Raw genomic sequence first — 23,508 nt, 5'->3', positions numbered from 1 at the left:
TTGAACTTCAAGCTCGTTATTACCAAGCACTAGTTCTCACGTGATGTGCAAGAATTTATGTCTTGTGCACGTGATGCACATTTTGCACATATTGCAGACTGCCCCTTGTTGCGCACACAAGATAGACGGTCGTGTGTGGCATGCCACAACAATCCAGCGTCGGGTATGCGGTTGCGGCATATTTGGACGAGAAGGCATTGAGAACGGGTAGCCAGGAAATTTGCAACCATGTGTTCCCGTTTTGCTCAAATTTGTGTGGTGCAGCGTTTCTTCCTGTGTGCGCTGAAACTTCCTGCAAAAGCCTATACACCGCGCTTGCCGTATTTGTTGGGCGCACATTTTCCTGTACACGGTTTTGTTATTGTGATATTCCGCACCGCGGGCTTGTGATTTTGTTGTGGATGTGGTTATGGGTGCGCATAGAGATGGAAAAGCCGTTTCTGATTTGTTGGAAGAGGTTAGTGTACAGGGAGATGCCGATAGGATCACTTTGTACGAACTCAAAATGACCTTGCGTGATAGGGGGTTTGGAGTGCTCATACTCCTGTTCGCGCTTCCGCTTTCCATACCGCTCCCTGTGCCCCCTGGCTACACCACCGTGTTGTCTATTCCGTTGTTGCTGTTCTCGGCCCAGATGCTTATGGGTCTCTCTACGCCCTGGCTGCCTGCCTTCCTGGAGAAGAGGTCGTTTAAGCGTGAGTTTTTGGCAACTGTAATCGAGAAAACATCTCCAATCTTAAAGGGGATGGAACGGTGGAGTAGGCCCAGGCTGTCTATAGTGTTTAGTGGTGTGGGGGAAAAGGCCATAGCTTTGATTTGTCTGCTGTGCGCTCTTTCCATCGCAATTCCCTTGCCTCTGACCAACTTCATCCCCGCTGGGGGGATGTCCGCAATGGCACTCGGCATGTTGAACCGTGACGGCGTGCTAGTGATGCTGGGTGTGTTGGTGGGGTTTGTCGGCCTCCTTATTACCGCGGTGGTGCTTACTGCTGGCCCCAAGCTTGTAGTTGAAATGTTCTCCTTTTTATTCAAGCTGTGGTAGTATGAGGCTCCACGACACTCTGCGTGCTTCTAAGAGGGTTTTTTCGCCAAGGGACGGTAAGCGTGTGGGTGTCTATGTTTGTGGCCCCACTGTATACGATTTGGCGCATATAGGGAATGCGCGGTCTGTGGTTGTGTATGACGTCTTATTCAGGCTGCTGAAGGCGCTATACCCTGAGGTTGTGTATGTTAGAAACATCACTGATGTAGATGACAAAATCATAAATGCGGCGAACTCTGAAGGCAAAAGCATTGCGGAGTTGACCGCGCATTACACTAAGCTGTTTCACGAAGATATTAAAGAACTGAACTGCCTGCCCCCAACTTTTGAGCCGAAAGCTACGGAAGAAATCGAAACCATGCTGTTCATAATTGGCAAATTAATCGAGACGGGGCACGCTTACGTGCGCGGTGGTACCGTATATTTCAGCGTAGAGTCTTACGAGCACTACGGGGCACTGTCTGGCAGGAAGTTATGTGACATGATATCCGGCAGCAGGGTGGAGGTTGTTGCAGAAAAGCTTCACCCTGGAGATTTTGTCCTTTGGAAGCCGGCAACTGATCTTGATATGAAGCTTGGGGCGTGTTGGTCTAGCCCCTGGGGGGTTGGGCGGCCAGGATGGCACGTAGAGTGCTCTGCCATGAGCTATCGTTACCTGGGTGAGAGCTTTGATATTCACGGAGGTGGGGCGGATTTGATGTTTCCGCATCACGAAAACGAGCTATCCCAAAGCTGTTGTGCCTTTCACGGCAGTGAGTACGCGAGGTACTGGGTTCACAATGGGTTTCTGACGGTCAATGGTGGTGAGAAGATGAGCAAGTCTCTGGGTAACGTTATCACGGTTAGGGGATTGCTCAACAGTGGGGTGGATGGAGAGGTGGTCAGATATGCGTTCTTGAGTACCCACTACCGCAAGCCGCTTGATTGGGGTGATAAGCTTGTGCTTGACGCTAAAGAGGCGCTCAACAAAATATACCGCTCTTGTGAGGGGTTTCCTGCCAAGCTGCTAAACACGGGTCTGGAGTATGTGGATGTACACGATGGGGTTATGTCATCGTTGCAAGATGACATCAACACCCCCGGGGCAATTGCTGCCCTGCACGAGTTGGTTAAGGAAATTAATAAGGCAAGTGACAGCGACGAAAAACTTCGATTGGCCAAAATGCTAAACAAGAGTGCCATGCTGATGGGTCTGTTTCACAATTTTCCGGAGAGAAAATTTTCTAGCATTCAGAATTTGGTTAACGAAGACGAGATAGAGAGGCTAATCGCAAAGAGGATAGAGGCCAAGAAGTGTGGGGATTTCAAATTGGCGGATGAGATAAGAAAGAATTTGTCTAGCATGGGCATAGGCGTCTCTGACGGGAAAGATGGATCAACGCGCTGGCATAGAAAAACTGACTGAGTATCTTGGCTTCTGTAACGTGCAAGCGGGCTGTGTGCAGTTTGTGCTGTGCTCGGGGCGTGCCCGCGTGTTATTCTTGTGATGCTTTTGCTGATTTGTATAACCTGCTGACTATCGGTATAGGATATCGGGTCGTAGCGCTTCTGCAGGTGGCATCAGCTTTATGCATAGGTATGCGTGACTACGAAAAAAGAGGTGGTTAGTGATTGACAATTTTTGAGTTATTTGTAAGTTTGAGCCGTGGGTATTTTCGGGGGAGAGCATATGTCTTTGTTGGATGCTAGGCCAGTTTATAAACCCTTCTACTACCCATGGGCGTATGACGCTTGGTTATGCCAGCAGAGGATTCATTGGATACCCGAAGAGGTACCCCTTGCGGATGATGTTCAGGATTGGAAAACCAAGCTGTCGGAGCAGGAGAAGAACCTCCTGGTGCAGATTTTTCGCTTCTTTACCCAGGCGGATATAGAAGTGAATAACTGCTACATGAAGCATTATTCGAACATATTCAAACCCACGGAGATTTGCATGATGCTTTCTGCCTTCTCCAATATGGAGACTGTGCATATAGCAGCGTACTCATACTTGCTGGATACCATAGGGATGCCTGAGGTTGAATACCAGGCGTTCTTGAAGTTTGAGGTAATGAAGAAGAAGTACGATTACATGCAGCGGTTCGAGGAATCTAGGAAGGGTGACAAGAGGCATGTAGCAAAAACTTTGGCCGTGTTCGGCGCCTTCACCGAGGGTTTGCAACTATTCGCTTCATTTGCGATTTTACTAAACTTCCAGCGTTTTGGCAAAATGAAGGGAATGGGACAGATTATAGCCTGGTCTGCCAGGGATGAGACTCTGCATACCGAGTCTATTATTAGGTTGTTTAACACATTCATCCACGAAAACCAGGAAATATGGGACGCGAATCTGCGGGCGGAGCTTTATGGCGCCTGTCGAGTTATTGTGTCGCTGGAGGATGAATTTATAGACCTAGCGTTTGCTTTAGGGGATGTCGAGGGGCTTTCTGCGTCTGAGGTTAAGCGGTACATACGCTACATAGCGAACAGGAGGCTGAAACAGCTGGATTTGGAACCCATATACGGCGATAACGTCAACCCTCTGCCGTGGCTGGATGAGATCCTCAATGGGGTTGAGCATACTAACTTTTTTGAGAATCGGGTTACGGAGTATTCGCGTGCTGCAACGGAGGGTACTTGGGATGAGGCGTTTGAAGATGGTTAGGAGTTTGCTGTTGAAGGCTTGCTGGTCTCTTGTCTTTGTGGCCGTTTTGGTGTTTGCCCATGGTGCGTGCCTTGCTGCTTCTTCCGGTGGTGGCGAGGATGAAGACATCAACAAGCTCCCGAAAGCATTCATTGCAGGGGAGCTGAGGGAGGTTGTTAAAATGCCCGACAAACCCTTTTTTGATTTGAATGGCAAAGAGTTCTCTGCGAAGAACTTTGAGGGGAGGGTGTTGGTTGTTGCGTTTTGGGCCCCATGGAGCCTAGAGTCCGTCACACTGCTCAAGGAGCTGCAGGCAATTTGGGACCATTTGAATCATAAAGAGGTTAGAAATAGCATCGTATTTTTGCCGGTTTCGTACGGGGACGCGCATGCTGTGCAGTCCTTTTGCAAAGAATATGGGATCGCGCTTACGGTATACTTGGACAAGGGCAGGGCACTCTTTGATCATTTTGATGTTAGGGCTATACCACTAACCCTGATTGTTGACCGGGGTGGTGTTGTGCTTTACCGCATAGATGGCAACGTCAAGTGGGATAGTGTTGACGTGATAGGAAAGCTGCTGTCCATCGCTTCATAGCGAGGTTGGAGATTAGGTGGCGACGACCCCACTGCATCGTACCTGCTGCTCGCGTATTTTGGGCGCAAACGGGCTATAGAGTGCGTTCCTGCACATACCCGTGTATGTGTAAAATTAGGGCGGCGGCATTCTTAATGTGTATGGAGTTGCGGCCTAATGGTGATTCTGGGTGTAGCGTTGCCTCCTTTGGTGGTCCTAGCCGTGGAGTGGGGTAATGCCCAAGTTGTGGCTGGTATGCGGTGTGGCCTAATAGCAATATCCTGGGTAGCATTGCCCCCTTTAGTGGTCCCGGGCCGTGGAGGGACCAGTCAGTAAAAATTTTGAAGTGCTGAACCGCGTGAGAGGTCACAGCAATGCCTGCGGGTAGAGTACCCAGTAGAGCGGGGTAATGCCCGGGGTGTGGCTGGTATGCGGTGCGGCCTAATAATAAATATCCTGGCGTATAGTTGCCTCCTTTATCGGTCCTAGGCTGCGGAGGGACCGGTCAGTAAAAACTTTGAAGTGTTGAACCGCGTGAGAGGTCACAGCAAAGCCTGCGGGTAGAGTACCCCGTAGAGTGGGGCAAATACCCAGATTGTGGCTGGTATGCAGTTGCGGCCTAATGGCAACCTGGGTTAGCGTTGCCTTCTTTGGTGGTCCCGGGCCGTGGATTACCAGCAGTAAGAATCTGAAGTGCTGAACCGCGTGAGAGGTCACAGCAAGGCCTGCGGGTAGAGTATCCCGTGGGGTGGGGCAATACCCAGGTTGTGGCTGGTATGCGGTTGTGGCCTAATAGCGATATCCTAGGTTGTGTGGTGCTGCCTGCACGTCAAGGTCGCTGCGGGGAAGCCCTGAACGGGCGCTGAACATTGCACAATCGGGATGCAACCCATTGGTGAGAACACGTGCGTTATACCCATCAATACATATATTTTAGGTACAAAAACAGCGCATTCCTGCGCATACCTGTAGGTGTAATAAGACCGCGCGGTGGCGTTCTTAATGTGTCTGAAGTTGTGGTCTGATGGTGATATCCTGGGTTGTGAATGGGTTGTGTCGTTAAAGTTGTGGAGTGTCGGTGTTATTAGGGTTGTAGAGGAGATTACGCACCGGTTTTCTGAAGGGGAACAACAATATGCACGCAAAAGTTGCTGAGGAAGGCCCAAGCCTGTGTGCTGTTGCTATCTTGTGCGCGCCAAAATTGTATTCCTGCGCACGCTCATGAGTGTGGATCGGTCGGTCTGCAAAGCTGTGTTGTGACGTAACGACGATGTGCACGCCAAGGCTGCTTAGGAACCTCGGGCTACGTTGCTGCGCCGCCGCCGCTGTTATCCTTATTACGCGCAGCCACACTCAAGGCATACACGCACAGGTCTGCAAAGCATATGCCATTTTTCTTGGCCAGGTCATGCAACTTTTCCAGGCTGTTCCTCACTTTTTCTGGTACTGACCCGCCACGCTCTTTCGATAGCCAGGTGTTTTGGTGTTGTACAGGGTGTGAGTCCGGCCTCGGCTCGCCAATATATATGGCAAAGGGGGCAAGTTTACCGCCAAACTCGCATTGGATAATAAACTTCTTGATTCCAGTCATGATGCTACTCCAGTAATTGTAAATTGCGCCTCTGAAGACATTTTACACATCTTGAGCTTCTGTGGGTATCACAAATTTGTGGTTGATCACAAGCCAAAGCCAGAACGGCCGGAGTGCGTGGTTGCCCTGGACGGTAAAACCACCTACACTTGGGCTGTACCGCATAGGTCTTCCATAATATCTAACTCAGGTAATATATACGTTAACACATGGGTTTTTGTTTTAAGAAATTCATTTTTACTGACTCTAAATACGTGACCATGGATAGGTTCATGGACCTTGCCCTATATCATGAAAAGCATGGATACTACATGACCAGGGTCCCATTCGGACGGGCAGGAGATTTCATAACGTCTGCGGAAATCAGCCAACTGTTTGGGGAAGTTGTTGCCCTTTGGATTCTATCCTACCTAGAAAGTGCTGGAATTTCGGAAAAGTTTTCTCTGCTGGAACTGGGCCCTGGTAGGGGAACACTTATGTGTGACGTTCTTAGGGTATTTGAACGGTTTCCGAAGTATGATGCGTTGCTTGAGGTTCATTTGCTTGAAATCAGCCCACTATTGCGCAACACTCAGCGCGCGACATTGGAAAGCTTCTCGGCGCGCAAAGAAATCTTTTGGCATGACAAATTGGAAGAGCTGCCGGAGAGGCCTACAGTTGTGGTGGCTAATGAATTTTTTGACGCGCTGCCGGTAAAGCAATTTGTTTATGCTGGCAGTGGGATGTGGAAAGAATGCTGCGTGTACAGCGATATAGGAAATTTGAGTGTTGTGGCCTTGGACACAGAATATAGCCTCAATGAATATAACGATGTGCCTGAAGGGGGAATAATAGAGCGCTGTGAGGCCGCGAAGGATGTTTTGGAGTGTTTGGAAGGGATAATTGTGCGGAACGGGGGAGCAGCCGCCATATTTGATTATGGATATTTACAACCGCCGTACCGCAGCACTATACAGTCAGTAAAGGGCCACCACCGCTGCGATTTTCTCTATAACGTAGGGGAGTGTGACATCACCGCGCACGTTGATTTTGGCTTTTTGCAGGGGCATGTTCGACGTCTGAATAGCAGAGTTGTGACCCAAAGGGAATTTTTGTATCAATTTGGTATCCGAGAGAGGCTTGCGCACCTTGCATGCAACGCTACTGAGAGGCAAAAACGCGAACTCAAGAGTGCGTTTCTGCGCCTTACGGAGAACATGGGTACGCTGTTTAAGGTGTTGCTGTTAAGTGACAAATAGCGGTTTGGCTGGTGCTAGTGCCCTATAAACCCCGGTGATTGATGCCATTGTCCGCATAGCTTTGGGTTGATATATCAATGTGACAACAGATTGTTCTGGCGATATAATCCACTGCAGGTAGATTGGGCGTAGTGCGTCATGAGTGGCAGCTATCAGGAAAGCGATCACGTGACCCTGATCAGGGAAAAAGTGAGGCTTCTTGACGTTGTGTCCAAGAGGATAAAACTTATCAAAAGGGGCAATAATCAATATGTGGGCCTCTGTCCGTTTCATGCGGAGAAGACTCCGTCATTTCACGTAAACTGCAGTAATGACATGTTTTACTGCTTCGGGTGCGGCGTGCATGGAGACGTAGTGCAGTTCGTTTCTGATATTGACGGGCTAAGTTTCATGGAGGCGATTGAATATTTGGCGCAGGTATACGGCGTTAGTCTGCCGGCAAAAAGTGGAAGGGGAGAAGCAGATTCGCTTTATGAGTTGATGGACTATGCGGCCCGCTGGTTTGTTGAACAGCTATCGAAGTCACCCGCAGTGCTCGCGTATCTGAAGGCTCGGAGTATAGACGATAGGACCGTGAGAAAGTTTAGATTGGGGTATGTTCCCGTGTCCGGGATCAGGACGTGCTTTGCGTCGTCTCACATTGGTTTTGAGAAAGTGCGCGATGCAGGCCTGTTGACCAAGAACCTTCAGGATTGTTTATACAATAGGTTGGTGTTCCCTATATGTAGTGCTACGGGTAGGGTAATTGCCTTTGGTGGGAGGTCTGTTAGCGATAGACAGACCCCAAAATATCTGAACTCAGCAGAAAATGTTCTATTTAAAAAGCGGGAAAGTCTGTACGGTTTGCACCTTGCGCTGGCCTCGGCAAAAAAGCTAGGGAGGATCATTGCGGTTGAGGGTTACATGGATGTGCTTATTCTCAGCCAACTTGGGATAAGCAACGTTGTGGGGCTGCTGGGCACCGCTATGACTGAGGCGCATCTCAGATACATGTGGGATGTCGTACCTGAGATAGTGGTCTGGATGGATGGTGATGATGCGGGGGTAAATGCGTCCATAAAAATAGCCCATCTTGCACTGTCTATCATGAAATCTGGTCAGAGCGTGCGATTTGTCATCTCGCCACCGGGGAAGGATCCGTACGATGTTTGTGTCAGTTCGGGGCCCGACTCCGCTCAAGCTCTTGTTGAACATGCTAAGCTGCTCTCGGAATTTGTGTGGGATCATGAGCTCGCCCGTGCAAACATCCCGTCTTCAGGTAAAATAATGCCCGAGCAGTGTATGGTGCTTGAACGCAGGATTCAGGAATATACATCCAAGATTCAAGATGCACACATAGCGAAGTACTACAGGAATTTTTTTTATCAGCAGATAAAGGCACTGCAGCGCGAACAATACCACGGCAAGGGGGGCACGTCACATGGAAGTGCGCGCGCCATAGAGCAGGGGCTGAAGTCCAGCAGATTGGGGGGAGTTTCTCTGCAGGCGTGTGCTGGAGAAAATTACCAAATGCGGGTCATATACGCCATTGTTGAGTGTCCAAAGCTTCTTTATGATGTAACGGTTTTTGAGCAGTTTGCCAGCCTCGACTTCACTGGTGGCATGCAGGCGCTTCAGCAGCATATAGTAGACATCAGAGAAATGCATGGCGAAGAGCTCTCTAAGGCAGATTTGGTCAGGGAGCTATGTTCTAGGAGGGCGGATTTTGAGCAGGTATTGCGTTCCATACGGGAAAAAATGTCGGCGATAGGGTGCACATTCGAGGTAAAGGATGGCTCTGATGGTGATGTGGAAAAGCGTGCGAGAAGGGAGTGGGAGAAGCTAATGCTCTCAAAACAACTTGGCGAAATTCAGGAGCAGATAGTGAAACTAAGGCTGGAGGGCCGATACGACGTTGCACTAAACCTTTCTGAGCACGCGAGAGAAGTAGACGATAAGCTCAGGAGCCTGTGGCGGTGCTAAAACCTTAGCTGTGCGCCGAAGCCTCAACACCCTGTTCCATAGGTGCGCATCTGGGGCGCTGTGGCACGCGCAGAATCCCCTCCTCCTTGGGAGTCAAGGTCGGTAGCACTTTCGTGATTATCTCACGCGAGTCCGCCAACACTGTGGTGTGTTGCCAACGCCAGACACATTAGAAGAAGCCACGAAGCTTCCTAGCGCGGCTGGGGTGCCGAAGCTTTCGCAGCGCTTTCGCCTCAATCTGCCGGATACGCTCCCGGGTGACGTTAAAGAGTTTCCCAACTTCCTCCAGTGTGTGATCTTTCCCGCCTTTACCGATCCCAAACCGCATGCGCAGAATTCTCTCCTCCTTGGGAGTCAAGGTCGATAGCACCTTTGTGGTAATCTCACGCAGGTCAGCCAACACTGCGGCATTTTCCGGTTTTACAGCCCGTTTGTCCTCTATACAATCCCCAAATGTGCTGCTATCGTCATCGCCTATAGGGCTTTCAAGGCTTACCGGATCCTTCACAATCTTCATCACTTTGCGGATTTTTTCCACATTCATGCCCAGCCTAGCAGACAGCTCTTCCAATGTTGGCTCCCGACCTATCTCATGTAACATCTGTCTCAATGTGCGGTTGATCTTGTTTACGGTCTCAATCATGTGTACCGGTATCCTGATGGTACGAGCCTGATCCGCTATCGCTCTTGTTATTGCCTGTCTAACCCACCAGGTAGCGTAGGTAGAAAACTTGTATCCACGCTTATAATCAAATTTATCCACAGCCTTCATCAGCCCTATATTGCCCTCTTGCACAAGGTCCAGGAACTGAAGCCCGCGGTTGGAATATTTCTTGGCAATCGACACGACAAGCCTCAGGTTTGCCTTGATCATCTCCTGTTTTGCCTTATTAGCAGTTCTCTCGTGCTTTTGGATTTTCGCAACGAGGGCCTTAAAACTGCCTGGGCTGTCCTCTCCTGACAACAAGCGCACCTTGTTTTGTATGTCCGTTAAGGTCTTCTTCTCTTTTTCCAGTAGGTTCTTCCACTCGGGCGACGCATCGGCTTGCTCAAAGACCGTGTTGTTATTGTATGCCTCAAGGAAACTTTTGCGATCCACTCCATAGCTCTCCACAAGCGACATGAGTGCTACCTCCTCTGCCGCTATGGCCTTACTGAGATTGTAGATCTGCTGGGTTACGGACAAAACTGCGGGGTCGCTAAGTTTCATCTGGGAAACGAGTTCCCAGATATTCTCGTGTAGTTCGTTGTAGGCCTTCTCATCACACTTTCCGGAATCTCTTTTCCGCTTTTTCATCTCCAGGATTTTCTCTGCGGACTCTATAGTTGCGTCCAAAATGGAAATCACTTTCGGTAAGAGCGCACTTTCCATTTCCAGGATTGAGGCATTGCCCACTGAAGCGTCTTCCCCTTCGTCATCATCATCTGACCCTTCATGCCCTACATCACTGTCTTCGGGGTCTGCCATCTCACGCTCCCCGTACTCTTCCCCTTCCTCAAATTCCTGTTGGGGAGCGCCCCCTCTGTAATTCGCGTCCAGATCTATCAGATCCCTGAGCATCACCTGCTGGTTTACCAGGTCATCCCTCCATGACATGAAAGTGCGCAGCACCATCGGAGCTTCGATCAGAGATCGTAGCATGTTGACTTTCTCTGACTTAATCCTCTTCGCGATCTCTATTTCTCCCTCTCTCGATAGCAACTCTACCGAGCTCATTTCGCACAAATACATACGTATAGGGTCATCCGTTTGGCCAAAATCCAAAGACCGCATCCCCGATTCATCTTCTTCATCCTTTGCTGCATTCTCTTCAGAAACTGCAGCGTCGGCTTCCTCTTCATCACTCTGTTCCAGCACACCTATTCCAGAGTCTTGTAGCAAGGATATCGTTTCGTCGATACTCTCGGAAGAAACGACATCGTCGTCCGACAGCGCATCGCTTATGTCGTCGAAGGTGATCACTCCACCCTGCTTAATGCCTTTAGTTATGAGATTTTTGACAAGTTCTTTATCCATTACGAATCCCACAAAGGAAAACCAAACAATCAGCGGGTAATCCGAACGCAAAGGACACCCTAAAAGGCCGCCAGTAGGCGAAATATGCGCCACACCCCACACGCAGGACGCTCACCAAAGCGCCTTGCCAAGTGCAGTGCCGCCTAACCTACGGCGAGAGCACGAAGCACACAAACTCCCGTAGCAACGACATCAGCGGAGGTCCCTCCTACCATATATTTAGCACAGTGTCCAACAATTTGCGACCTTACATCAAGTGTTCCCGCTGGTTCCGAAGAATTCCAGCAATCTTTCTCTTATCGCCACCGGGTCACTCATTGTGTTAACCTGTGCCCTGAAACATGCGGAACCCGCGTTGGAAGCACTGTACCACCCAAGATGTTTCCTGAGAATCTTCACCCCTATGTCCTTTCCGTAGTAATCTATCGCGCTATCATAGTGCCTAAGCACTATATTGAGTTTCTCATCCGCTGAAGGTTCCGGCAACGCCTCCCTTGTTTTTATAAAGTGCAGCGCCTGCTTTATAAGCCAAGGCTTACCGTACGCCCCCCTCCCAATCATCACCCCATCTGCTCCGGAAAGATTCAACGCGTCGGTGATGTCTTGGAATGTGCGAATATCTCCATTTGCTATCACTGGTATCTTAACACAATCTTTCACGCACTTGATAAACTTCCAATCCGCAGTTCCGCTGAACATTTGAGATCTTGTTCTCCCGTGCACTGTCACCATCCTTATGCCGGCATCCTCGGCTATTTTCGCAAGCCTAGGTGCATTTAAATCTGTCGGGCTCCAGCCCATGCGCATCTTTACGGTTACGGGAATGGTTACCGCATTTACCACGCTCTCCATTATTTTCGCAGCTTTTGCTTCATCCTTCATCAATGCGGATCCAGCATGCCCATCTACTATCTTTTTTACCGGACATCCAAAATTAATGTCTATCGACATTGCACCCATATCTTGGTTAATTTTTGCCGCTTCGGCCATGATTTCAGGCACACATCCAGCTAACTGCACGGAGGTATTTGCCCCAACGTCTGATTTTTGTAGGCTTTGCCGCGTCTTGATTATCATGGCCCGACTGGCGATCATTTCAGAAACCAAAAGCCCTGCACCAAGCTCCCCAACGATAGACCGAAAAGGCATGTCAGTAACACCAGACATTGGTGCTAAGATTACTGGGCATTCGGATATACGCTGTCTCATTGGCAATTTTATGAACTATACGAGCTAGATGGTATCACCATAACCAAGGGTGTAGCAACACCGAATAAAACATCGTACGATAAGCACTTAAGATTTTAATATTGACTTGCAGTTGTGACTATGCTAGAGGTGGGCACCTCTGGGAGTGTAGGGAGTAATGTATAGGTGCCTAATAAACGCTCCAGCGAAGATAAACCTGTTTCTCCACGTAGTGGGTAAGTCTGCTTCTGGGTATCACGTTTTAGAATCCCTTTTCGCCTTTGTCAGGCTTCACGACACGCTCGAGGTTGATATTGGGTCAAAAAAAAGAGGGGTGGAGTTTGCGCGGTTTTTAGGAATAAGCAGACATGATAATACTGTACAAAGGGCCATAGGGCACTTAGTACGAAGATGTGCCCCGGGTGTGGCCAAGAGTGTATATGCGAAGGTCACTAAAAATATTCCTGTTTCTGCCGGGCTGGCTGGTGGCTCAGCTGACGCTGCAGCAATCATACGCCTGCTAGGAACACGTTGGGGCATTAGTGAAGCTGATATGAATGGTGTTGCGGCATCTGTGGGGAGCGATGTTCCCGTGTGCTTGAAATCCAAAACAGCGTTTGTTCGCGGGATAGGAGAGAATGTAGAGCTCCTGCCGCACGCCAGGTTGCCGAACCATGTTGTGTTGGTGAGGCCGTACGGGGTACACCTCAGCACGAGAAGCGTGTTTGGCGCCTATAATTGCAAGGAATTTTCCGAGAGCGTAGGGATCCTGCCGGAAACCTCCGATGGTTTGCTAAACCTTGCCATACGATCCCGCAATGACCTAACTGAAACCGCAGCGTCGCTTGTACCTGACGTGCAAAACATCCTAGTGGTGTTGCAATCCCTGGAAGGGTGTGTCCTATCCAGGATGAGCGGTAGCGGGGCTACATGTTTTGCGCTGTTTGAAGACAGCGAAGCTGCAAACACCGGAACCGCATATCTGAAAAGCCGACACCCAGAGTGGTGGGTCCACAAAACCGAGATCGCCCAGTAGAAATCGAATACCTACCAAGAACCGCTGCCTTGCGCCCCCTACCTCTCTAATGCTTCGGCCACAACACAACGGCCACCGCCCGCGCACCGCGCCACCTAGCTTGTGGAACCGTGCGTACACTCAGCCGTCAAGGTTGCTCTCACGCGTCCTCCACTGAGCGAGAGATGATTCCCAGTCTACGGACTTGTGACTATGGCCCTCTGCATGTGCGGAGGCCTCTGACGACTGCGGCTCGTGTGCCTGGTGCACAAGTGATGACACCCAATCCGCAAATTGCCGACTACGGCTTTCCGCATGTGTGGAAAGCTCAGAAGAAGACAGCTCATGCTCTTGGGTTGTGTCAAGCACCGTCTGTGCGCTGCCCCCTCCAGCCTCCCCCTCAGATGCGGTTCCATAGCCAAAGAATGTGCCAACTATGGCGGCATAGCAGTCCTCAACTACAGAGACAGCATATGCGCCAAACTGATAAATGGCATCTAGGATATCATGACAAGCAGAGTATTGGGGTTGTGACAGGGTCTGGGCGCAAGTAAGCTCGGCGTCTTGCAAGCCACTCTCCACATCGATTAGGTTACCTTCCTCCATACAGACTCCAAACGCGAATAGCATGCCGCATTGTACACCTTATCTACTCTACTTGCAACGCTGGCATATAGGCTTTGGCTGCACTTGCGTTACTATGGTCATGAGGATGAATACGGCGATGCAAATTACATGCATCTTTTCCGTATGATAAAAATATTTTCATCGCGTGCCGCAAAACTTTGCTGTGCCTGATTTAGGCCCCTGTTAAGGGGTATTGTGATGTTGTTGATGCACTGTGTGCGGCCGCCCCGCGGGTTTTGACAATTTTATGATACGTAATGACACACGCACTCCCGATGCGCAGGAAATCCACGTGAATAAGGCTTTCAACAAGCTTAAAAATTTGGAGCAACCTATTTGTGTGGGTCTTCAGTTGGTACAGCCGCACCTGTGCGCAATGCTACCCACTCCAGAAACGCGGGGCTGCAACTTTCTGCGTCCACCGAAAACAGTGCAGGTATCTCGTAAGGGTGCTGCTCCAAGATTCTACTAATCACTTCCTCCCCGAGGCTCTTTACTGTCTTCAGAACTGCCACGCACTCTTCACTTGTGTGCATATCTTCGTCCCACATGTACATCGAGGTAACGTTACAGAATATGTTCACGCACGCCACCACACCTTCCCGCAAGAGCGATGAACCAATCTTATGGGCGGTGGTGTAATCAGGAAATGTGGCATACACAATAGACAATCCATCTTCCATTACAAAGCCAACAGAGCCAACCAGCAGGATTGTGCACCCTAGGTCTATTTATTGCAAGCAAGAGCTTCATCTACTTTTTGTAGTAGCTGTTTTAGTGTGAATGGCTTCGACAAGAAGAACATCTCATCCAGATTTATATTTTTGTGTTGATGGAATATTTCTTCAGCGTACCCCGATACGAACATCACTCTGGCATTTGGTTGTATTTTTAATATCTCAGCGACGGTTTCTGGTCCACTAGCACCAGGCATTACAACATCGCTGATTACGATGTCTATATGTGTGGTTTTGGCTGCCTCTATGGCCTCCTTACCCGAGTTTGTATCTATGACTCGAAAGCCTCTCTTCGATAGCGCCTTGGACGTGAATGCCCGCACCGGGTCTTCATCCTCTATTAAGAGGACAGAAGCTGCATTGCTGTATTCTTTACCATCCCCAAGCATCGAGTGGTCTGCCTCTGGAGATTCACCAGATAGTAAACGCTCTTCAACTCTCTGGCCTTCAGCTAGATACACTCGGGGTAGGAGTATCATGAATTTTGTACCCTCTCCTACCTTGCTGTGCACGTACACGTACCCCCCGGTTTGTTTTACTATTCCGTATACCGTGGAAAGCCCAAGCCCAGTTCCGTAAGATTCGCTCTTTGTTGAAAAGAACGGGTCAAAAATCTTCTTAAGAATCTGCTTATCCATGCCATGGCCTGTGTCAATAACCTCAAGCACCACGTACTCCCCATACTCCACCTGGTCTTTATCCGGAACGAACATGCCCTTGGGTATAGTGGACGCGTCAACTTGTAGATTATAAGTGCGCAGGGTTAATGCTCCTCCAGAGTTCATTGCTGACTTTGCATTTACCACCAGATTCACTATAACCTGCTCTAATTGGCACAGATCTACCTTTATCAGGCCGATGTTTTTGTCGTAGTATACCCTGAGCTCTATGTCCTCGCTTATCAGGCGTTTGATCATTTGCGACAAATCAGCCACTATGTTGTTAATATCTAGTATTTTAGGTTGCAGGGTCTGCTTTCTGGAGAAAGCCATAAGCTGCTTAATCAGATTAGTTGCGCGATTGGCATTCTGCTTAATTTGCATTATATCCCTAAAAGAGGGGTCGGTTACCGGGTGTTGTATGAGCAGTAGGTCGCAAAACCCTATGATGGCTGTTAAAATATTGTTAAAGTCGTGCGCAATGCCCCCTGCAAGTTGACCGATCGCCTGTAATTTCTGTGATTGTTCCAGCTGCGTCTCTAAGCTTTTCCTATCGGCGCTATCGGTGATGTAACACACAACCGATATTTCGTTGTTGTGCACCAGCTTGTTCATATATATCTTCACGTAGGTTTTGTTGCGTAACTGCCCCTCGATGGACATATTGTTAATCGCGCTACCCTGCAGGTATTTTTTTATCTTTTTGCTATACACGGGCATAATATACTCAAATATATGCTCGTGGTCTTGTCCGTCCGTTAATGCCTCAAAAGCCTTGTTATATTTTATGACCCTACCATCCAAGCCACATTGGGCCATCGCAATTGGGGCGTGGACGAAACACGGATTCAACTGATAGTCCTCAAGGCTGAACTTTTTGGGAGTGAGTAGCCCACATGTGTAGCTGTTGTTACTCTTGTCGTAGAACACTTCCTGGGTTACGTGAGCTTTGAACATAGTGCCGGTAGCCGTGGTGAATATCACCTCATCTCCAGCTGCATCAGACTGATTTTTACTGAGAAAATCAGAAAATAGTGTGTGGCGTTTTATAGATTCCAACTCAAAGATCCTTAGAAAGTTCTCATTCGCAGAGATGATCACTCCATCCTGGTTTAGGAGATACGACCCCACTTTATGTCTGTGTAACAACCTCTCATGTACTTCTTCTTTGGTGATCTTCATTGCCTTCAGGACAAAATAGTCTTGCGGTCTTGAGAGAGGATTCAAGAACAACCTAAACGTAACCTCTTGAGTCGCATCCACTTGTGGATTGTCTGCTATTGGATCTAGGATCAGAGAAAAATTAGAAACGGAATTTTTCTTGCTCACAGAAAAATAGGTGCGTACCGGCGATTTGTTCTTTAGAGCGTCAAGGAACCTCGCTATTTCGTCGTCGCTTAGATTGCCGAGCTTCAATATGCTGAAAAGATTAAAAGGGCGGCGTCCCAGATTTTTGAATCTTGCATTAAATCTTGCGTCTGAGTAGACTACGTCCCCATTGCTTTTCAAGATCAGGCAAAACTCAGTGTCATGATTGAGTGCGTTTGCAAAAATCATATTTTGGTATTCTATAGTGGCGATTATCTTCGGATATCGGCTAAGTTTCTGTAAGATTACCAGCACGGTTGTGCTCGTAAACAAGCAGTTAAATACCATGCTCACGTAGCCATTTTCGATGCCAAATAGGTATATGCTAAAGACACATAGCAGAGGCAGAATCAAAACCGCCGCGGCCTTAATCTTTGAAATCCCGTAGTCTCGCGCTACGAAGTCTACCTTATTATTCTGCTCGTTATCGGTGTATCTCTTTTTCACCTAGAACCCCTACTATGCGATACGCCGAGGTGAAGATGGCAACAGTGCGCACATGCCGCAGTTCACAAACCTCCCGGGCTCATACAATAATACGTACCCGCAACAAAGGCAAATTGGATTTCACACCAATTGGAGATTGTTACACACCCTATAATATTGGAGAGCAATCACGCCTGTGCCGGTTCGGAGCAGCACAGGCGTGCGCAACACGGAGGTGCACCTTACCGCAGCTTTAGTGCAACCAATGTTCCTTCCTCAGTCGGAATCACAGAGGCGAGATAGTCCTGCTTATTGGACAGTCTCTCATTGAAGCGCCGCATGCTAGTGTGTGCACTTGCAGGGACTCCATCTGAGGGTGCATCACCAGACACTGTGCGATAGAGGAATACGTTATCGGCGACCAAAAGCCCACCTTTCTTTACATTTACCTCAGCCCAGTCAAGATAATCACAGTAGCCGGACTCGTTCGCATCGATGAACATCATGTCGAATGGGGATTTGTCCTCCAAATCTTTTTTAAGTACGTGCAGCGCGTCTCCGTAAAGCACAGTGATCTTGTCTGCCATTCCGCATTTCGCGATGTTTTGCCTCGCTGCGGCGCAGTGTTGTTCATCCTTCTCTATGGTATATACGCGTCCCTCAGGAGGTAGAGCCCTCGCCATACATATTGCTGAAAAGCCTACGCATGTTCCGACCTCTACTATGGACTTGGTTCCAGTAACTCGGATCAGAAACTGCAGCAACCGACCCTCAACGAATCCCACCTGTCCCTTGACCCACCTTTCGGGTGCCGACGCATGAACTGACAACGCATCACTATCGTCAATCCCGAAACACCCGTCGACATATTGCTCCAGCTGTGCACTGGATAAAACACTACGCATGACAGCACCTCATTGCAAAAAGACGGGCTCAGTGTACTGCTAAAGAAAAAAAAAAAAACAACAGAGATAGGGTGATAAAATTGTCACTACTGTAAAAAAATGTGGTATGTGTTCATATTCATATGTTTGTCTAGGCTCATTTTGTGATACCATGGCAGGCGTGGTTGTATGCTGACGATAGGTTGTGGAATAGAGGTGTTATCGAATGAGTGTTTGTGCGCGTTGTACGACTGTAAGGTGTCTGGGGGTGTGTTATGTCTAGGGCCGATGCCGGAGGCGATGGCGTGTCAGCCTTTGATGACCCCGCGTATAGGGAGAGATACAGGGAGAAGTTCATCGAAGCCCAAAGAAGGGGTATGGATATGGTGGTGTATCCAGACGGGGCGATAGCGCTCATAGAGAACAAAATGGTCATGTACACCTACGGTTGGCATAGGAGACGCAGAGATTTCGAGCGCGTCAAGGCCGGGCCCGTGTCTGCGGTGTCTAGGAAGAGGAGTGGTGTTGCCAGCGGTGTTCCTAGTGAGGCCAATAGCACGGTGCAGTCTAACGAGGACGAATACGCTTAACTCCCCGGGTGCGCGGCGGCCGTCCACCCCGGGCCGATACTTGGTCCACACGGTGTTGGTTGCCGCAGTGTCGCTTTCTGGTGGCCGGGACGTCGGCTTTTTTGGGGTTGTGCGTACGTGCATTCTGCTGTATAGCTCTACTCCTGCCGCTTCATGAGTTGTGTTATGTCTTCGATACTTTCGGTGGCGCAGTTTAGGGCTTGCGAGCGGGGTTCCGATGTGCCTGTTGAGGAACTGATCCTCAGGGCGGGGGCCGCCGTGGCCGAGGAGGTAGTGAGGTATTTTTCCAAAAGGCCGGTTTTGGTTTTGTGTGGACCAGGGAACAATGGCAAAGATGGTGCGGTGGTTGCCGAGCTGCTCGAAAGGAGTGGGTGGCCAGTAAGGGTACTCAACTACCGTGGCGGCGTCAATGGTGGGGGTGTGTCACCCCTTATCCCAGAGGATTTCTCTATCAACGAAGACCTGATTGTGGATGCTATTTTCGGTGTAGGGCTCTCTCGCGCCATGGATGCAGATTTGCAGGAGATTGCATCGAAAATCAATTCAAGTGGTAAACACGTTGTGGCTGTGGACATACCGAGCGGTATCAATAGTGATACGGGGGAGGTTATGGGAGCTGCAATCGAGGCTGACCTAACCATTACGTTTTCGTGTTTGAAATTTGGACATGTCATTTCTCCGGGCCGGTACCACTCAGGGGATGTATGCATTAAAGACATAGGATTAGCGGTTGATGGAACCCAGGCCTTTCGTAATACTCCAGACTTGTGGGGGACGCTAATTCCCAAGCCGAACTATAGGTCACATAAGTACAGTAGGGGATACGCAGCTGTGTGCTCCGTGGGTGTGCGATCTGTTGGGGCGGTAAAACTGGCTGCTCTTGCGGCTTTGAGGATAGGATCCGGTGCAGTTGCTGTTGCCTGTGCGGATGAGGAGATTTGTCTGTATGCGAGCGCTCTTACTGCAGTGATGTATAAGCCATATAAAGAGGTGTTAAGTGATTCTAGGGTCACAGCGGTACTAGTGGGGCCGGGCGGTGACGTGCTCGATGATGCACTCAGGGACAAAGTGCTTGTCGCGTTGAACTCTGGCAAAAAGTGCGTGCTGGATGCTGGGGGTATATCTGTTTTTCAAGATGACACAGAAACGCTATTGTCATGTATCGCTCAGGGAAATGTTGTGCTAACTCCCCATGAAGGGGAGTTTAAGCGAATATTTCCGGATTTACGAGGAAGCGTTGTTGAAAGAGCTAGAAGTGCCGCGAGAATGTCTGGGGCAGTGGTAGTACTGAAGGGGCATGACACGGTTATTGCTCACCCAGACGGAAACGTGGTTGTAAACAACAATGCACCCAGCTCTTTGGCCACTATTGGGAGTGGCGACGTGCTTGCAGGGATTATTACTGGACTTATTGCTGCTGGGATGCCAGAATTTGCTGCCGCGTGTTGCGGCGTGTGGATACATGGTGCGTGCGGAAAGAAGCACAAAATTGGGCTCATCGCTGATGATATGGTACAGCAGATCCCCGGGGAGCTTGCCCTTCTAGCCGAAGGGGGTAGCCTAGGTTTCTTCGACGATTACATCTAAGGTTACTTGCTTCTCAAGCTGCGGGGTTTTTCTGGCTGTGTTGTCGGCGGTTGATACCTCACCTGTAGTCTACGTATCAAAAATCCTTTCCAAGGACTTTGTTTTATAATATTAGGTTGCTAGCTTCTGAGAGGGGCAGTTTTCTCATGTAGGTTTAATGATGGGCGTGGTTATTGTAGAATCTCCTTCTAAGGCGAAGACGATTTCCAAGTATTTAGGGGGAAAGTACAAGGTAGTAGCTTCTTTTGGCCACGTGAGGGATTTCCCGGCGAAAAGTGGTTCTGTGGATCCCGATGATGATTTTCGTATGATTTACGAAATTATCCCTAAGTCGGAGAAGTACATAGATAAGATCGTCAAAGCTGTAAGCTCAGAGAAAAGTGGTATATATCTGGCTACGGACCCCGACCGTGAGGGTGAAGCCATAGCTTGGCACATAATTGAGGTTCTGCGCGAACGTAGCGCTATTGGTGGAGACGTTGCGATCAATCGAATGGTTTTCAATGAAGTGACCAAAAGGGCTGTCACTGCGGCAATAAGTGACTGCCGAAGCATCAACATGGATTTAGTTCATGCGCAGCAAGCCCGTAGAGTTTTGGACTACCTTGTGGGTTTTACCCTCTCTCCTTTGTTGTGGAGAAAGCTTCCTGGTAGTAAGTCTGCGGGAAGAGTTCAGTCTGTGGCACTTAGACTGGTGTGTGAACGAGAGCACGAAATAGAGCGGTTTGACTCCAAAGAATATTGGAATATCGAAGTGCTCCTGAAGAGCAAAAGCGGCGAAGAGTTAACTGCGGCCTTGAAGTGCTATAACGGGGAAAAGCTGGATAAGTTTGCTATCCCCAATGCTGACAGCGCGAGTGCCATAGCTGAACATGTGCGAAATGGAACATATCATGTCGCTTCCGTTGAGGCAAAGCGGACTAAGCGCAATCCGCACCCCCCATTTATCACATCTAGCTTGCAGCAGGAGGCCTCAACTAAGCTTGGCTTTTCTGCAAAAAACACCATGATGGTTGCCCAAAAGCTGTATGAAGGCATAGATATTGGTGGGGAAACTGTCGGGTTGATAACATACATGCGTACCGATGGGTTTTATATCTCTTCTGAGGCAATATCTTATATTCGTGACACAATTAAGATGCAGTTTGGTGAGCAGTATCTTACCAAATCTCCGAGAAAGTATGTGAAGAAAGTAAAAAATGCTCAGGAAGCCCACGAAGCGATACGCCCCACTGACATTACGATGACTCCAGACAGTTTGGCGCAATATCTTAGTGAAGACCAGCTGAAGCTGTATGACTTGATATGGAGGAGGACTATGGCTAGTCAGATGGAGTCTGCAGTGATCGACCAGGTTATTGTAGACATTCAATCAAAGGATGGCTCTGTAGTTTTGCACGCAGTTGGCTCCAGCTTGGGCTTTGATGGGTACCAAAGGGTGTACGGTACCGACGATGACGATAAGCGTAAAATGTTACCGAAACTTGAGGCCGGAGAGGATTGTAGTCTTGTGGAGGTTTCTCCAAGCCAACATTTTACCCAACCCCCTCCCAGGTATAGTGAGGCGAGTTTGGTGAAAAAAATGGAGGAAATTGGGATAGGAAGGCCTTCTACCTACGCAACGATTATTTCTGTCCTGCAGGAGAGGGGCTATACCCAGTTAGAGCAAAAGAAATTTGTTCCGAGCGAAAGGGGGAGGATAGTAAACGCGTTCCTGACCAACTTTTTCGGGCGTTATGTGGAGTATGACTTTACTGCTAATCTAGAGGAGGAACTGGATCTTATCTCAAACGGTAATATGGCCTGGAAGGAGGTGCTGCGACGGTTCTGGGATAAGTTTATCTCTGATGTAAGCACAGTTAAGGGTATTGAAGTCAGTGAAATATTAAAGTCGATCACTAAAGATCTGGAAGAGTACGCATTTTCACCCAATGCTGGTGAGGCAGTGAATAGATCTTGCCCGGGCTGTGGGGAAGGCGAGCTGATGTTAAACATTGGCAAATATAAGGCGTTTTTAGGTTGCAATAGATATCCTGAGTGTAAATACACCAGAGGGGTAGGCGGAGACTCTGGTGTCTGTAGGGACGAGTTTCCTAAAGTTTTGGGTCTGGACGATGCAACCCAAGAAGAAATTATTCTCAAGCATGGCCCGTATGGTGAATATTTGCAGCTTGGGGACAATGCAAAGGGAAAGCGTGTTGCTGTCCCACAGGGTATCCAAGAAATTACTTTAGATGTGGCGAAGAAGCTCCTGTCTCTACCCATAACTTTGGGGCATTATCCCAATACTGCACAGGATGTAAAGCTGGGGACCGGAAGGTTTGGCCCGTACGTCCTATACGGAGGGACGTATTTTTCCGTGAAGGGTAGGGAGGACTTTTGGAATCTGACTTTTGAAGAGGCGGTGAACGTTATAGACAGCCAAGCGCAGAAAAAATCGAAGCTTTTGGGGCTGCACGACAATGGTAAGGAAATATACGTATGCAAGGGAAGGTATGGTTTCTACCTGAAGTGCGACAAGAAAAATGTTGCTATCAAAGGGAAGGGTGGTGACATAACGCTAGAGGATGCTGTATCTCTATTGAATCAGAAACCATAAAACATCGTTTGCGACTGTGGTGCGGACGTTGCGCAATAGTGGCTGGTGAGGCGCGCTTGTGGCCTCCATGCGCGGGCTCCCTTCCGGTGGTTGACCTCCTTTTTACCTGTTCAGGATGGGTGGGATGCAAATCAGCGTAACTCCTGCTGTTGCTAAGTTGCAACTCCGGGAAAGCCCCCACCGATACCTGACCACACGTGCGCACAAGCCGTTTTTTCCGCTTTGGACCAAGTTGCCAGATGCCAGAACGCGGCGGCCTGCCTAATGTTTTAGGAATTTGTCTATAAAAATTATGTTGTCCCGCACCGTGTGCGCTGTATCTGTAGACGGATACCCAGCAACGTCGTCGTTATCGGAATCCGCATCCATTCCGAACTCTATGTCGCCATATTGTTCCAAATCCAGGGAAAAATTAGCTAACATGTCGACGTACTTTACCACGGCCCTGAAAGGCACCGTTATGCACTCTTCCTTGCCCTTGAAGCTCAATATGACCCTAAAAGAACTATCGCTTACGCACAGCTCACGGAACTGGTATTGAAGGACGATCGTCATATTTTCTGGGTACTGCGCCCTGAGGTAGTCAGGCAACACAACCCCGCTGTAATTTGTGAGAAACGAAATGGTAATGTGCACCTCTCCAGTAGGAGAAAGCTTAGACACAAAATCCAGTGCTTCTCTCACCACGCTGCACATCGCGGCGTAGACCAGCCTCCGATAATCTACTAGATCACTCATTGAAACCTCGCACCAGAAAGCACCCGCGCAGCCAGCGGCA

General features: G+C 49.0%; 18 protein-coding genes. 10 read left to right on the top strand and 8 right to left on the bottom strand.

Translation table 11 applies throughout. The annotated features are described in order from the left end of the window. Positions 1-409: 409 nt before the first annotated feature. From ACIS_RS03445 to ACIS_RS03430, 4 genes are all read left to right on the top strand, one after another. Positions 410-1,042, top strand: coding sequence for an exopolysaccharide biosynthesis protein (locus ACIS_RS03445; RefSeq protein ID WP_041651547.1), 633 nt, complete (start codon positions 410-412; stop codon positions 1,040-1,042). 1 nt (position 1,043) lies between these two features. Further along, the gene (cysS, locus tag ACIS_RS03440) at positions 1,044-2,447 is read left to right on the top strand and encodes a cysteine--tRNA ligase (protein WP_012880811.1); all 1,404 of its coding nucleotides are present in this window, start codon (positions 1,044-1,046) and stop codon (positions 2,445-2,447) included. 264 nt (positions 2,448-2,711) lie between these two features. Then, complete coding sequence (locus tag ACIS_RS03435) at positions 2,712-3,686, top strand: ribonucleotide-diphosphate reductase subunit beta (protein ID WP_041651545.1); 975 nt, start codon at positions 2,712-2,714, stop codon at positions 3,684-3,686. Continuing rightward, positions 3,679-4,263, top strand: a complete 585-nt coding sequence (locus ACIS_RS03430; RefSeq protein ID WP_238523248.1) for a TlpA family protein disulfide reductase — start codon at positions 3,679-3,681, stop codon at positions 4,261-4,263. The genes ACIS_RS03435 and ACIS_RS03430 overlap by 8 nt, the downstream gene beginning before the upstream one ends. 1,282 nt (positions 4,264-5,545) lie before the next feature. On the opposite strand, the gene ACIS_RS03425 is transcribed toward ACIS_RS03430, so the two are convergent. Beyond that, positions 5,546-5,833, bottom strand: coding sequence for a DUF2610 domain-containing protein (locus ACIS_RS03425; protein ID WP_012880808.1), 288 nt, complete (start codon positions 5,831-5,833; stop codon positions 5,546-5,548). 209 nt (positions 5,834-6,042) lie between these two features. Here ACIS_RS03425 and ACIS_RS03420 point away from each other — a divergent pair, with 209 nt between their 5' ends. Both ACIS_RS03420 and dnaG read left to right on the top strand, forming a co-directional pair. Then, positions 6,043-7,071, top strand: a complete 1,029-nt coding sequence (locus ACIS_RS03420) for a class I SAM-dependent methyltransferase (protein ID WP_012880807.1) — start codon at positions 6,043-6,045, stop codon at positions 7,069-7,071. Between the two features lie 138 nt (positions 7,072-7,209). Continuing rightward, positions 7,210-9,033: a DNA primase gene (gene dnaG / locus ACIS_RS03415; protein ID WP_012880806.1), complete on the top strand. Its 1,824-nt coding sequence runs from the start codon at positions 7,210-7,212 to the stop codon at positions 9,031-9,033. Positions 9,034-9,202: 169 nt separating this feature from the next. On the opposite strand, the gene rpoD is transcribed toward dnaG, so the two are convergent. Further along, on the bottom strand, positions 9,203-11,050 hold the full coding sequence (gene rpoD / locus ACIS_RS03410) for an RNA polymerase sigma factor RpoD (protein ID WP_041651543.1): 1,848 nt from the start codon (positions 11,048-11,050) through the stop codon (positions 9,203-9,205). A gap of 252 nt (positions 11,051-11,302) precedes the next feature. Beyond that, entirely contained in the window at positions 11,303-12,259 is a 957-nt protein-coding gene (dusB, locus tag ACIS_RS03405; RefSeq protein ID WP_410510735.1) for a tRNA dihydrouridine synthase DusB, read from the bottom strand. A gap of 157 nt (positions 12,260-12,416) precedes the next feature. Here dusB and ACIS_RS03400 point away from each other — a divergent pair, with 157 nt between their 5' ends. After that, on the top strand, positions 12,417-13,274 hold the full coding sequence (locus ACIS_RS03400) for a 4-(cytidine 5'-diphospho)-2-C-methyl-D-erythritol kinase (RefSeq protein ID WP_012880803.1): 858 nt from the start codon (positions 12,417-12,419) through the stop codon (positions 13,272-13,274). Between the two features lie 120 nt (positions 13,275-13,394). Here ACIS_RS03400 and ACIS_RS03395 read toward each other — a convergent pair whose 3' ends face one another. The 4 genes from ACIS_RS03395 to ACIS_RS03380 form a co-directional block, all read right to left on the bottom strand. After that, on the bottom strand, positions 13,395-13,859 hold the full coding sequence (locus tag ACIS_RS03395) for a hypothetical protein (RefSeq protein WP_012880802.1): 465 nt from the start codon (positions 13,857-13,859) through the stop codon (positions 13,395-13,397). Positions 13,860-14,212: 353 nt separating this feature from the next. Continuing rightward, a complete protein-coding gene (gene cutA / locus ACIS_RS03390; protein WP_012880801.1) occupies positions 14,213-14,563 on the bottom strand; it encodes a divalent-cation tolerance protein CutA in 351 nt (116 codons plus the stop codon). 44 nt (positions 14,564-14,607) lie between these two features. Continuing rightward, the gene (locus ACIS_RS03385) at positions 14,608-17,091 is read right to left on the bottom strand and encodes a response regulator (protein ID WP_012880800.1); all 2,484 of its coding nucleotides are present in this window, start codon (positions 17,089-17,091) and stop codon (positions 14,608-14,610) included. Positions 17,092-17,312: 221 nt separating this feature from the next. Beyond that, on the bottom strand, positions 17,313-17,975 hold the full coding sequence (locus tag ACIS_RS03380) for an O-methyltransferase (RefSeq protein ID WP_012880799.1): 663 nt from the start codon (positions 17,973-17,975) through the stop codon (positions 17,313-17,315). A gap of 254 nt (positions 17,976-18,229) precedes the next feature. On the opposite strand from ACIS_RS03380, the gene ACIS_RS03375 reads away from it, so the two are divergent. The 3 genes from ACIS_RS03375 (at position 18,230) to topA (ending at position 22,730) form a co-directional block, all read left to right on the top strand. Continuing rightward, on the top strand, positions 18,230-18,544 hold the full coding sequence (locus ACIS_RS03375; RefSeq protein WP_012880798.1) for a hypothetical protein: 315 nt from the start codon (positions 18,230-18,232) through the stop codon (positions 18,542-18,544). Between the two features lie 165 nt (positions 18,545-18,709). Continuing rightward, positions 18,710-20,131 (top strand): NAD(P)H-hydrate dehydratase, encoded by a 1,422-nt coding sequence (locus ACIS_RS03370; RefSeq protein WP_041651220.1) that lies wholly within the window; start codon positions 18,710-18,712, stop codon positions 20,129-20,131. A gap of 160 nt (positions 20,132-20,291) precedes the next feature. Further along, on the top strand, positions 20,292-22,730 hold the full coding sequence (gene topA, locus ACIS_RS03365; RefSeq protein ID WP_041651541.1) for a type I DNA topoisomerase: 2,439 nt from the start codon (positions 20,292-20,294) through the stop codon (positions 22,728-22,730). A 261-nt stretch (positions 22,731-22,991) separates the two neighbouring features. Here topA and ACIS_RS03360 read toward each other — a convergent pair whose 3' ends face one another. Next, entirely contained in the window at positions 22,992-23,468 is a 477-nt protein-coding gene (locus tag ACIS_RS03360) for a ClpXP protease specificity-enhancing factor SspB (protein ID WP_012880795.1), read from the bottom strand. Positions 23,469-23,508: the final 40 nt, after the last annotated feature.

The sequence above is a fragment of the Anaplasma centrale str. Israel genome (assembly GCF_000024505.1).
Classification (GTDB): Bacteria; Pseudomonadota; Alphaproteobacteria; order Rickettsiales; family Anaplasmataceae; genus Anaplasma; species Anaplasma centrale.
Note: the sequence above shows the minus strand (reverse complement) of the source record. Positions and strands in the feature narration are given on the sequence as shown.